The 11,079-nt window shown below is 63.8% G+C and carries 13 protein-coding genes; 8 read left to right on the top strand and 5 right to left on the bottom strand.

Features of this window, described 5'->3' with window-relative positions:
- Nucleotides 1-10 precede the first annotated feature (10 nt).
- The 4 genes from fdxA to RB623_RS07895 all read left to right on the top strand — a co-directional run bounded on the left by fdxA (nt 11) and on the right by RB623_RS07895 (nt 2,740).
- Nucleotides 11-349 (top strand): ferredoxin FdxA, encoded by a 339-nt coding sequence (fdxA, locus tag RB623_RS07910; protein ID WP_308056235.1) that lies wholly within the window; start codon nt 11-13, stop codon nt 347-349.
- A gap of 360 nt (nt 350-709) precedes the next feature.
- On the top strand, nt 710-1,288 hold the full coding sequence (locus RB623_RS07905) for a CarD family transcriptional regulator (protein WP_308056234.1): 579 nt from the start codon (nt 710-712) through the stop codon (nt 1,286-1,288).
- Between the two features lie 165 nt (nt 1,289-1,453).
- Nucleotides 1,454-1,858 carry a peptide-methionine (R)-S-oxide reductase MsrB gene (gene msrB / locus RB623_RS07900; RefSeq protein ID WP_308056233.1) on the top strand — a complete coding sequence of 135 codons (405 nt, stop codon included), beginning with the start codon at nt 1,454-1,456 and terminating at the stop codon, nt 1,856-1,858.
- Between the two features lie 81 nt (nt 1,859-1,939).
- Nucleotides 1,940-2,740: an MBL fold metallo-hydrolase gene (locus RB623_RS07895; protein WP_308056232.1), complete on the top strand. Its 801-nt coding sequence runs from the start codon at nt 1,940-1,942 to the stop codon at nt 2,738-2,740.
- Nucleotides 2,741-2,771: 31 nt separating this feature from the next.
- On the opposite strand, the gene RB623_RS07890 is transcribed toward RB623_RS07895, so the two are convergent.
- The 4 genes from RB623_RS07890 to RB623_RS07875 form a co-directional block, all read right to left on the bottom strand.
- Nucleotides 2,772-3,113 carry a hypothetical protein gene (locus RB623_RS07890; RefSeq protein ID WP_308056231.1) on the bottom strand — a complete coding sequence of 114 codons (342 nt, stop codon included), beginning with the start codon at nt 3,111-3,113 and terminating at the stop codon, nt 2,772-2,774.
- A gap of 20 nt (nt 3,114-3,133) precedes the next feature.
- Nucleotides 3,134-3,541 (bottom strand): hypothetical protein, encoded by a 408-nt coding sequence (locus tag RB623_RS07885; protein WP_308056230.1) that lies wholly within the window; start codon nt 3,539-3,541, stop codon nt 3,134-3,136.
- Between the two features lie 148 nt (nt 3,542-3,689).
- The gene (gene rpmF, locus RB623_RS07880) at nt 3,690-3,872 is read right to left on the bottom strand and encodes a 50S ribosomal protein L32 (protein ID WP_024922770.1); all 183 of its coding nucleotides are present in this window, start codon (nt 3,870-3,872) and stop codon (nt 3,690-3,692) included.
- Between the two features lie 191 nt (nt 3,873-4,063).
- A complete protein-coding gene (locus tag RB623_RS07875; RefSeq protein ID WP_308056229.1) occupies nt 4,064-4,810 on the bottom strand; it encodes a transglycosylase domain-containing protein in 747 nt (248 codons plus the stop codon).
- A 118-nt stretch (nt 4,811-4,928) separates the two neighbouring features.
- Here RB623_RS07875 and RB623_RS07870 point away from each other — a divergent pair, with 118 nt between their 5' ends.
- Nucleotides 4,929-5,846: a farnesyl diphosphate synthase gene (locus RB623_RS07870; RefSeq protein ID WP_308056228.1), complete on the top strand. Its 918-nt coding sequence runs from the start codon at nt 4,929-4,931 to the stop codon at nt 5,844-5,846.
- A gap of 7 nt (nt 5,847-5,853) precedes the next feature.
- Here the strand turns inward: RB623_RS07870 and RB623_RS07865 are convergent, their stop codons facing one another.
- Nucleotides 5,854-6,204 (bottom strand): hypothetical protein, encoded by a 351-nt coding sequence (locus RB623_RS07865; protein ID WP_308056227.1) that lies wholly within the window; start codon nt 6,202-6,204, stop codon nt 5,854-5,856.
- Nucleotides 6,205-6,507: 303 nt separating this feature from the next.
- On the opposite strand from RB623_RS07865, the gene RB623_RS07860 reads away from it, so the two are divergent.
- The 3 genes from RB623_RS07860 to RB623_RS07850 all read left to right on the top strand — a co-directional run bounded on the left by RB623_RS07860 (nt 6,508) and on the right by RB623_RS07850 (nt 11,071).
- Nucleotides 6,508-8,844 carry a response regulator gene (locus tag RB623_RS07860; protein ID WP_308056226.1) on the top strand — a complete coding sequence of 779 codons (2,337 nt, stop codon included), beginning with the start codon at nt 6,508-6,510 and terminating at the stop codon, nt 8,842-8,844.
- A 411-nt stretch (nt 8,845-9,255) separates the two neighbouring features.
- The gene (locus tag RB623_RS07855; RefSeq protein ID WP_308056225.1) at nt 9,256-10,083 is read left to right on the top strand and encodes a phosphogluconate dehydrogenase C-terminal domain-containing protein; all 828 of its coding nucleotides are present in this window, start codon (nt 9,256-9,258) and stop codon (nt 10,081-10,083) included.
- A 46-nt stretch (nt 10,084-10,129) separates the two neighbouring features.
- Nucleotides 10,130-11,071: a D-ribose ABC transporter substrate-binding protein gene (locus RB623_RS07850; protein WP_308056224.1), complete on the top strand. Its 942-nt coding sequence runs from the start codon at nt 10,130-10,132 to the stop codon at nt 11,069-11,071.
- Nucleotides 11,072-11,079 lie beyond the last annotated feature (8 nt).

Raw genomic sequence — 11,079 nt, 5'->3', positions numbered from 1 at the left:
GAGCCTCGTTATGACCTACGTCGTCACCGACAACTGCATCAAGTGCAAGTACACCGATTGCGTCGAGGTCTGTCCGGTCGACTGCTTCTACGAAGGCGAGAACATGCTCGTCATCCACCCCGACGAATGCATCGATTGCGGCGTTTGCGAGCCGGAATGCCCGGCCGACGCCATCAAGCCCGACACCGAGCCGGGGTTGGACAAATGGCTGCAGATCAATACGGAATACGCTTCCAAATGGCCGAACATCACGGTCAAGAAGGACGAATTGCCAGACGCCAAGGCGTTCGACGGGCAGGAGAACAAGTTCGAGCAGTATTTTTCGGCCGAGCCGGGCGAAGGCGACTGACGCCACCACCCGCGTCGGGCATTTTAAGAAACTGCGCGAAGGCCGGATAAGGGCCTTGCGCTGCGGCGCGTCTTCGCGGGTGCAGTAAATTCTTGATTCTTGCCCGTTTTTATGCTATCCGAAAAAAACATGCCGCAGACACGTCGTCGTTCAATGGCGAAGAGCCTCTATCACTGAAAGGTGGAAATTCCGCTCCGGACCAAGGCAACTTGGGCCTGGGTTAAGCCGTTTCGGCTTTAACCCAGCGCGTGCTTTTCCGGAAACGTTTTGCTGTCTGAGGGCAATTCTCGTTCGGCGGAAGGCCGATCCAATTGCCGGCCGGCACGCGGTGCCGGCGGCGCAACAGGAGTGCAGGGCGTAATGGCAACGACACAGGTGCAGAAGAAGTCCCCGGTCCGTCACGGTTTCAAAAGCGGGGAGTTCATCGTCTACCCGGCTCACGGCGTTGGCCAGATCGTTTCGATCGACGAGCAGGAAGTGGCAGGCCACAAGCTCGAGCTCTTCGTCATCGATTTCGCCAAGGACAAGATGCGTCTCAAGGTGCCGGTCGCCAAGGCCACCGCCATCGGCATGCGCAAGCTGTCGGAGACCGACTATGTCGACCGCGCGCTGAAAGTGCTGCAGGGCCGCGCGCGCATCAAGCGCACAATGTGGTCGCGCCGCGCTCAGGAATACGACCAGAAGATCAATTCCGGCGATCTCATCTCGATCTCCGAGGTGGTGCGCGACCTCTACCGCGCCGAGAACCAGCCCGAGCAGTCCTATTCCGAGCGCCAGCTCTACGAGGCGGCGCTGGACCGCATGGCCCGCGAGATCGCCGCGGTGAACCGTGTCTCCGAGACCGAGGCGGTCCGCATGATCGAGGCCAACCTCGCCAAGGGGCCGAAGCGTGGCGCCAAGGCCGATAATGAGGAAGCCGAGCAGGAAGAGGCGGCGTAATCCGCTTCGTTTCGCTAAACCCTTGAAAAACCCGGCTTCGCGCCGGGTTTTTTGTTGGCTGTGCCTGCCCGCACCGTCCGTGTGGCAATTGCCATGGTGGAAGGGTGTAACGAATGCCTATATTTGCGCGAAAAGAGGACGCCCCCAAGTTTTTGGAGAAATGATATGGACGGCAACACCTATCCCGTCACCCGGACCGACGCCGAATGGCGCGCGAAACTGACCCCAGAGCAGTACTACATCATGCGCCAGCACGGCACCGAGCGGCCGGGCAGTTGCGCCCTGCTCCACGAGAAGCGCGCCGGCGCCTTCAAATGCGCGGGCTGCGACCAGCCGCTGTTCGAATCCAAGCTGAAGTTCGAGAGCGGCACCGGCTGGCCAAGCTTCAACGATCCCGTTCCCGGCTCGGTCGAAACCACGGTCGACCGCAGCCATGGCATGGTGCGCACCGAGTGCCATTGCTCGCGCTGCGGCAGCCATCTCGGCCATGTGTTCGAGGACGGTCCGCCGCCGACCTATCTGCGCTACTGCATCAACGGCGTTGCCCTGAACTTCGAGCCGGCGGCCTGAAGCTGTTCGCACGCGGGCGACCAACCTGCCCGCACCCGTGGGGCGTGACTTCGATCTCCGGCCTTCAACGGGATATCCGCCATGACAGCCTTTATCTGTGTCACCTGTGGAACTCAGTTCACCGAAGGCGCTGACCCGCCGGCCCGCTGCCCGATCTGCGAGGACGAGCGGCAATGGGTGCGCTGGGACGGGCAGGCCTGGACTACGCCGGCCGAACTCGCCGCCTCGCACCGACTGGAGATGCGCGACGACGCCGGCGTGCTCGGCTGCGGTATTTCGCCGTGTTTCGCCATAGGCCAGCGCGCCCTGCTGGCCGAGACGCCGCACGGCAACGTGCTTTGGGACTGCACGAGCATGGTGAGCGACGAAGCCGTCGCCGAAATCGATAGGCGCGGCGGGCTTTCGGCCATCGCCATTTCGCACCCGCATTTCTACGCGGCGATGGTCGATTGGAGCCGGGCCTTCGGCGGCGTGCCGATCCACATTCACGAAGCCGAGCGCCAATGGGTGATGCGGCCCGATCCGGCCGTGCGGTTCTGGAACGGCGAGAGGCTGGCGCTCAACGCGTCGCTTACATTGGTGCGTTGTGGCGGCCATTTCGAGGGAGGGCAGGTGCTTCACTGGAAGCGACCGGGCGGCAACGCACTGCTTGCGGGAGACATCGTGCAGGTGACGCCGACACGGCGGTGGGTCTCCTTCATGTACAGTTATCCCAATCACATTCCGCTCAATGCACGCAAAGTCCGCGGCATTGAGGCGGCGTTGGCGGGTCTCGACTTCGACGACATCTACGGCGGCTGGTGGGACAACAACGTCATCGGCGACGGCCGGCGGGTGTTCGAACGATCGGTCGCACGCTATCTCGCGGCGATCACCGACTGAGATTCAGACGGCTCAGGTTGAGAATGGCCGCTCAGATCAGGATCGCCACGATCAACCAGGCGATCACCGCCATCTGATAGAAGAGAGCCGTGGCGCCGCTGCGCTGGCGTTCGGCGGTGCGCCATACCGAAAAGGCCAGGAAAAGATTGTAGGGGAGTGGCGCCAGATAGACCGTGACGGCGACGGCGGCCGGCGCCTTGGCCACGAACAGCGCCAGCGAGGCGATGGTCGTGACGATGTTGATCGCCGTCCCGGTGAGCAGCGCATCGCGCCAGAACAGGCGCTCCAGTGCAATCTCGCCGTTCCATCGCGCCGCGAAGAACCGCCCGAGACCGCCTTTCGCCGCCCTGCCGGTTTCTTCGCCTGTGGCCATCTCCGCGCTCCCCGCGACGGTCAGTGGTCCAGGTTCAAATCACGGCCGGCCGTGCGGATGGTGACGGAGAAGCCGGCCAGCACGTCGATCAGCGCAATCATCATCAGTGTGAAGAAGACCGGATGCGCGGCGTTACGCACCAGCAGGAACTCAACGAGGAAGGCGACGAAGACGAAGGTGGACAGCAGGTGGTCGATGATCGAGGCATTGGAGGAGCGCGTCGACTTCATCATCTCGATGAACAACAGCACCAGCGCGACGACGATGAGAAGATCGCCGGCCGTCATGGTCCAGACGCCGCCAGACATCATCGTCAGCGAGAAGATCCCGGTCGAGAACGGGTCCGTCGCGGTTCCGCCGAACAGGCCGGCGAGGCCGAGATTGTAGAGCAGGAAAGGGATGATCAGCAGCGGAACCATGCCCAGCATGTCGGCTCTCCTGTCGCTCGAGGCGCAATCGTCTTTCCAGCCGGGGCGGATCGCGTCAAGCCCGATGGGGAGCGGCACGCCCAGCCAAACGCAAAAAGACCGGCGCGAGGCCGGTCCTTCAACCAGTCGGCAAATGCCGGTGCGAGGCTCAGCTTTCCTTCGGCTCGAGCACCTGGCGGCCGCGATACATGCCGGTCTTCAGATCGACATGGTGAGGGCGGCGCATCTCGCCGGAATTCTTGTCCTCGACATAGGTCGGGGCCTTCAGCGCGTCGGCGGCGCGACGCATGCCACGCTTCGAAGGCGAGGTCTTTCTTTTTGGCACAGCCATTGTTGTGTTCCTTCGGTCAATGGACCCGGCTGCTCTGGCAGAAGGAGCCGCGCATTCCGGGCCGGTATGAGAAATTCGGCGTGCCTATACACGCGCGAAGCGGCTTTGGCCAGCGTTGCCGCCATTTTTTTTAGCCGTTCCGGCGGAAAACCGCCTTCGCGGACCGGGCTTGCGCGAAATCCCGGGCGGCGTCAACCAAGGCACTGCACATAGGCGCCGGAGCGTGCCGCCAGACGCTGGACACGATTGGCGAGCCGCCGCATGCCGGGCCCCGGCTTTGCCGGGTTGCGCAGGATCGGATTGGGCAGGGTGACGGCGAGAAGGGCGGCCTGGCGAGCGGTGAGTTTTTTTGCCGGAACGCCGAAATGATGCTGCGCGGCGGCCTCGATCCCGTAGATGCCTGGCCCCCATTCGGCAATGTTGAGGTAGATCTCCATGATGCGCCGTTTCGACATGACCAGATCGACATAGGCTGCGTAGGGCAGTTCGATGGCCTTTCGCGCGGTTCCGAACGGCCGGGACCACAGATAGAGGTTCTTGACCGTCTGCATGGTGACGGTCGAGGCGCCGCGCGACGGGCCTCGCGGGTCGAGAATGACTTTCCTGAGTTCTCCCAGATCGATGCCGTAGTGGCTGCAGAACTGGCCATCCTCCGACATGATGACCGAATGGACGAGAACCGGCGAAACATCGTCGATCGAAACCCATTGGCGGTCGTAACCCTTGAGCGTGACGAGGTCTGCCAGCATCAGGGTCGAGATCGGGCGGACGAAAGGCGGCAGGTAGAGGATCGTCAGCACCAGCGGGATCACGGCCAGCACGACAGCGATCTTGATCAGGCGCCACAGCCAGAAGCGTACGCCGGGCCGGCTTGTCCGGCCGCTACCCTTCGCCGCCACCTCCAGCACCTCGGTTTCCGGTTGAACGGTGTCGCCCAAGCCACTCGCCTTCGCGTTCTCCGTCAACCCGAATAAAGGCGGCGGACCGAGAGCGCAACGGCTGGCGGGCGGCAAGCGCCGGCTTGACCGCGGCAACTTATCGCCTAAACGGGTCGGCATGACGATTTCCGCCCATGAGGACTTCGAAAAGGCCCTGCTTCGACGCGCCCGCGCCGTCGAGGAGCTGTTGCGCAGACTGCTCTCCGACCACGATGCCGAGGGCGAGATCGCCCGTCCGCCGGCGCTGATGGCGGCGATGCGGCACGGCGTGCTCAACGGCGGCAAGCGGCTACGCCCGTTCCTGCTGCTGGAGAGCGCGGCGCTGTTCGGCCATGAAAGCGCGGACGCGCTGCACGTCGCCGCCGCGCTTGAATGTGTGCACTGCTATTCGCTGATCCATGACGACCTGCCGGCGATGGACGACGACGATCTGCGCCGCGGCCAGCCCACGGTGCATCGGGCCTTCGACGAGGCGACCGCCATCCTCGCCGGCGACAGCCTGCTCACCTTCGCCTTCGAGATCATTTCCGACCGCGCGGCCGGCCTGCCAGCGGCACAGCGGCTGGCGCTGGTGAGCGGGTTGGCGCGCGCCGCCGGACATGGCGGCATGGCGGGCGGCCAGGCGCTGGATCTGCAAGCGGAGAAGGCGGCCCCGGACGAAGCCGGGATCATCAGGTTGCAGGCGATGAAGACCGGGGCACTGATCCGCCATGCCTGCGAGGCGGGCGCCATCGTCGCCGGCGCCGCATCCTCGGATCGTGAGCGACTGGCGGAATTCGGCTCGGCGATCGGGCTGGCCTTCCAGTTGGCGGACGATCTCCTCGATGTAACCGCAACCACCGAGACGATGGGCAAGGCGACCGGCAAGGACGCCGCCGCGGGCAAGGCTACGCTGGTCGCGCTTCACGGAACCGAATGGGCGCGGGAGCAACTCGCGGGCCTCGTCGAGGAGGCGCATACGCTGCTGAAACCTTACGGCGAACGCGCGACGATCCTGAAATCGGCCGCGAGTTTCATCGCCGACCGCCAGCGCTGAATGCTGGTCACCCAACCACCCAATCGAACGGCACCGGCTGCGTGGTGGGCACCATGCCAGGTTGGAGACCGCCGGTGCCGCTCGCGCCTCTGACCGGCGGCATGTCGAATTGCGACATGGTGGCGACAAGCCGCCGGTGACCGGAAGCCGGAACGGGGACCCAGAGAAGGAGTTTTCGGTCGCTCTGGTCCCAGTCCCAATCGCCCTTGTCGGTTCCCGTCCGCCCCAGCAGGGCGAGTTGACCCCACCAGTCTCCTCTCGGCGACAGGCTGAGAAGTGTCGGATCCCAGGCAATGTCGATGGGAATCCGGCTGTTTACCCAGCTCGGCGTGATGTGGATCGTGGCACCCTGCAACATGGCGACCACCCCATACGGGCCGCAACGGGCGACCGACCGGTACGACCGGCACGAGCGACTGCTCCGGCCGTGAACATCACGGATATCCGGATGGCACGCTGAATTCGGCACGGCCCGCCTCAAGGATGCTCCCGCTCCAACGTGCGCGCAAGATGGCTCCTCGCGGCAACGTAAACAGACCGGATCGGAGACTGCAGAACGCGCCATCGGCGATGGGATCGAGCTCCCACTGGAACGGTTTTTTAAGGGGAATAAAGCGTAATCCGGCTCGGCAAAATTTTAGCCGTTTTCCGGGGGCGGGGCGTGCCGAACTATTCGACTTTCATCCGATCGGTACGCGTGCGTTATCTGTCCGGCCTGGTGCTGTTCGCGCTGAGCACGGCCGCGATCATGTTCATGTTGAACAGCCTCAACGACTTCCGCCGCAGCGTCGATCGCATCGGCCTCGATCTTTCGACGCTGGCGCGCGATCTCAACGGCGCCGCGAACTTCGCAGAAAATGCGACCGGCACGTGGAACAACGAAACCCGCGGCAAGCTCAGCACAGCAGCGGCCGACCATGCCTCGCGTCTTGCGGCGCAGATCGACATGATCTCCGGCCAGCTTGCCAACGTGCGGGCGAGCCTTTCCACAACGACACAGAGCGAGATCGAATCCGCATCGGTGAACGGCGATCTGTTCTGGTCGTCGCGCGACATATTGCGCAATCTCGGCTTGCTGGCCGGCGCCACGCAGAAGGACGAATGGAGTTCCCGCGAGATCCGCAACCAGAACTCCCTGTTCGCGCAGCCGCTGCTGATGCGGGCACGCGCCGCGCTCGACGCCGAACGTGTCGCCGCCGCCGAGCGCGCGGACCGGTTGCTGGCCTATTCCAGCGTGCTGATGCTGGCGGTGCTGGCCTTCGTTGCCTTCTGGATATTCCGGCCGATGGAGAACGCCATTCGCCGGGCCTTTTCCGAAACGAAGCGCTCGCTTGACCTCGCCGAAGCGGCGGACCGTGCGAAATCGGAGTTCCTGGCCAATATGAGCCACGAGATCCGCACGCCCATGAACGGCGTGCTGGGCATGGCAGAACTGCTCGCCAAGACCGATCTGACGCCCCGCCAGCGGACTTTCACAGACGTCATCGTCAAGTCCGGCAACGCGCTGATCACCATCATCAACGACATCCTGGATTTTTCAAAGATCAATGCCGGCCAGCTTACGCTCGATCCGACGCCCTTCCGGCTGGCAGAGGCGGTCGAGGATGTGGCGACGCTGATCTCGTCGCGCGTGGCGGAAAAAAATCTCGAACTGATCGTGCGGGTCGACCCTCGCCTGCCGACACACGTGATCGGCGACGCCGGCCGTTTCCGTCAGATCGTCACCAACCTGCTCGGAAATGCCGTGAAATTCACCGAGCGGGGCCATGTGCTGGTCGACGTGACCGGCGAGGTTGCCGACGAGAAGCTGACGCTTAAGCTGCGGGTCGAGGATACCGGTATCGGCATCCCGGCCGAGAAACTGCAGACCGTGTTCGAGAAATTCGCGCAGGTGGACGGCTCGTCGACACGCCGACATGAGGGAACCGGGCTCGGACTGGCCATCGCCGCCAGCCTGGTCGACCTGATGGGCGGACGCATCGGCGTCGAAAGCGAAGTCGGTCGCGGTTCGGTATTCTGGTTTTCGGTGCCGTTGCCGATCCACCAGGTCGACTCGATCGCCGATCCGGTGCCGGTCGACATCACTGGCGCGCGTGTACTGGTCATAGACGACAATCCGGTCAATCGCGACATCCTGCTGGAGCAGCTACGCAGTTGGGGTTTTGACTGCGCAGCCGCCGAGAGCGGGGCGATCGGGCTGGCCTTTCTCGACCGCGCCATCAAGCTCGGCGCCTCGGTGGACTGTGTCATCCTCGACTATCAGATGCCTGGTATGAGCGGCAGCGACGTCGCGCGGGCAGTGAGTGCCGATTCCCGCCTTTCGACCATACCGGTCGTGCTGCTCACCTCCGTCGACCAGATCGACTATGCGCGCATGATCGTCGACTACGGCATCGCAGCCCACCTCACCAAGCCGGCGCGCTCGGCGCAACTGCTCGGCACGCTGGTGGCGGTGATCCAGAAGGCGCGGACCCAGGCGGGCCGGGTGCATTATGTCCGGGAGGCCGCGCTGCCGCAGCAACAACGCGATGCGCCGGCCTTCACTGTCTTGCGCACCGCCAACCCGGCCGCCTTGCGCGAGACCACCGCCGCGCCGGCCAATGCGCCGGTCGACATATTGGTGGCCGAGGATAATGAGGTGAATCAGCTTGTCTTCGGCCAGATACTGAACGGTCTCGGCCTGTCCCACCGGATCGCCGGCAACGGCCGCACGGCCGTCGAGATGTATCGCACGTTGAGCCCGAAGCTGGTCCTCATGGACGTCTCGATGCCGGAGATGAACGGCTACCAGGCCGCCCGCGCCATCCGCGACCTGGAGGGCGGTTCGGGCAAGCATACGCCGATTGTCGGGGTCACGGCACATGCGCTGAAAGGCGATCGCGAAAAGTGCCTGGAGTCCGGCATGGACGACTATCTGCCCAAACCGGTCTCTCCCGATCGACTCAGTGCCAAGATCGGAACATGGCTGGGCGAGTCCGTGCTGGCGAAGACGGCCTGAGCTGAAGCGCGCAGATAGACCAGCGACCGCCTCGTCTTCGTCGGTTTAGCAGAGGACGCCTTCCGGCGTTCTAGACGGTCGGCATCGGATGCGATCCGAGCCATGCCCTCCGCGACCATCGAATGGCCGCTTCGCGCCCGATTCTTCAAGGCGGTCCGAAGCACCGGGACCCACGTGAGCACCGCCAGTCCATTCCCTGATCGCGAAGGCCGGAACCGGTCTTCCTGGCATTTCCGAATGAAATCGGACCGGACCATGATCACCACTGCCGCGGTGGGGATTCGTGATGGATGGTTTCGCGGTTTGAGAAAAGTGCCGCGCTCACCAAAATCCGCTTGTCGGATAACAAGGTACTCATTATACCAGTTCATAATGCGGGCCACTTTCCCGTTTGTATGCTGGGAGCGAGACATGACCAGAGTCGCCTTGTTCGGGGCCGGCGGAAAAATGGGCTATCGGCTAGCCTCAAATTTTCGCGGTTCCGCCTACGAGGTTCGCCATGTCGAGGTGAGCGAGGCCGGGCGCGAGCGCCTGAAGGCGGGGCTTGGGCTCGACGCCGTCTCCGTCAGCGAGGCGCTGGATGGCGCGGACGTGGTGGTACTGGCCGTACCTGACACGCATATCGGCAAGGTTGCGGCCGGCATCGAGAAGTCGCTGACGCCGGGCACCATGGTCGTCGTGCTCGACGCCGCGGCTCCCGCGGCAGGTCACCTGCCGGATCGTCCGGACCTTACCTATTTCATCACCCACCCCTGCCATCCGCCGCTCTTCAACGACGAGACGGAGATGGAGGCCAAGAAGGACTATTTCGGCGGCGTAAAGGCCAAGCAGCATATTGTCAGCGCGCTGATGCAGGGACCCGAGAGCGATTTCGCCAAGGGCGAGGCGATCGCAAAGACCATCTGGGCGCCGGTGATGCGCTCGCACCGCGTCACGGTGGATCAGCTGGCCATGCTGGAGCCGGCGTTGGCCGAGACCATGTGTGCTTCGCTGCTGGAAGTGATGCGCGAAGGGGTCGATGAGGTCGTGCGCCGCGGGGTCGACCGGCAGGCCGCGCTCGACTTCCTGCTCGGCCATATCAACGTGCTCGCCTCCGTCATCTTCGGCGAGCGCGAAGGCGCCTTCTCGGACGCCTGCAACAAGGCGATCGAGTTCGGCAAACCCGTTCTCATGAGGGACGACTGGAAGCGAATTTTCGAGCCGGACGAGATCGCCGCCAGCATCCGCCGCATCACCTGACAATCGAACGGCCACATATTGACTATTTCAACTGGGAGGACTGTCCATGAAATTCACCCGCAGAATGACTCTTGCCGCAATGGCCGGCCTGTTGGCCATCGGCACCGCGATGCCCGCCTACGCGGCCGACATCATCGCCATCATCACCCCGTCACACGACAACCCGTTCTTCAAGGCCGAGGCCGATGGCGCCGCCGCCAAGGCCAAAGAGCTCGGCTACGAGACGCTGGTCCTGGTGCATGACGACGACGCCAACAAGCAGTCCGAATTGGTCGACAGCGCGATCGGCCGCGGCGCCAAGGCGATCATCCTCGACAATGCCGGCGCCGACGCCACCGTCGCCGCCGTGCAGAAGGCCAAGGACGCCGGCATCCCGTCATTCCTGATCGACCGCGAGATTAACGCCTCCGGCGTCGCCGCCGCGCAGATCGTGTCGAACAACTATCAGGGCGCCCAGCTCGGCGCCGAGGAGTTCGTCAAGCTGATGGGCGAGAAGGGCAATTATGTCGAACTGGTCGGCAAGGAGTCCGACACCAATGCAGGCATTCGCTCGAAGGGTTATCACGACGTCATCGACGAATATCCGGACCTGAAGATGGTGGCGCAGCAGTCGGCCAATTGGAGCCAGACGGAAGCCTTCTCCAAGATGGAGTCGATCCTTCAGGCCAATCCCGACATCAAGGGCGTCATCTCCGGCAACGACACCATGGCGATGGGCGCCTGGGCCGCACTTGAAGCGGCCGGCCGCAAGGACGTGATCGTCGTCGGGTTCGACGGCTCCAACGACGTGCGCGACTCGATCAAGGCGGGCGGCATCAAGGCCACCGTGCTGCAGCCGGCCTATGCGCAGGCGCAGATGGCCGTCGAGCAGGCCGACGCCTGGATCAAGACCGGCAAGGGCCCCGCCGAAGAGAAGCAGTTGATGGACTGCGTGCTGATCACGGCGGAAAACGCGCCTAAGCTGGAGACGTTCGCTCTCTCGAACTAGGTCGGCGG

The sequence above is a fragment of the Mesorhizobium sp. LHD-90 genome (assembly GCF_030929505.1).
GTDB lineage: Bacteria > Pseudomonadota > Alphaproteobacteria > Rhizobiales > Rhizobiaceae > Kumtagia.
The sequence above is the reverse complement of the archived record's forward strand: the minus strand, read 5'-3'. Positions and strand labels throughout refer to the sequence as shown.

Bases quoted from the DNA above. Each gene is read 5' to 3' on its own strand.
- fdxA (WP_308056235.1), top strand. From the start codon at position 11: ATGACCTACGTCGTCACCGACAACTGCATCAAGTGCAAGTACACCGAT.
- RB623_RS07905 (WP_308056234.1), top strand. From the start codon at position 710: ATGGCAACGACACAGGTGCAGAAGAAGTCCCCGGTCCGTCACGGTTTC.
- msrB (WP_308056233.1), top strand. From the start codon at position 1,454: ATGGACGGCAACACCTATCCCGTCACCCGGACCGACGCCGAATGGCGC.
- RB623_RS07895 (WP_308056232.1), top strand. From the start codon at position 1,940: ATGACAGCCTTTATCTGTGTCACCTGTGGAACTCAGTTCACCGAAGGC.
- RB623_RS07890 (WP_308056231.1), bottom strand. From the start codon at position 3,113: ATGGCCACAGGCGAAGAAACCGGCAGGGCGGCGAAAGGCGGTCTCGGG.
- RB623_RS07885 (WP_308056230.1), bottom strand. From the start codon at position 3,541: ATGCTGGGCATGGTTCCGCTGCTGATCATCCCTTTCCTGCTCTACAAT.
- rpmF (WP_024922770.1), bottom strand. From the start codon at position 3,872: ATGGCTGTGCCAAAAAGAAAGACCTCGCCTTCGAAGCGTGGCATGCGT.
- RB623_RS07870 (WP_308056228.1), top strand. From the start codon at position 4,929: ATGACGATTTCCGCCCATGAGGACTTCGAAAAGGCCCTGCTTCGACGC.
- RB623_RS07865 (WP_308056227.1), bottom strand. From the start codon at position 6,204: ATGTTGCAGGGTGCCACGATCCACATCACGCCGAGCTGGGTAAACAGC.
- RB623_RS07855 (WP_308056225.1), top strand. From the start codon at position 9,256: ATGACCAGAGTCGCCTTGTTCGGGGCCGGCGGAAAAATGGGCTATCGG.
- RB623_RS07850 (WP_308056224.1), top strand. From the start codon at position 10,130: ATGAAATTCACCCGCAGAATGACTCTTGCCGCAATGGCCGGCCTGTTG.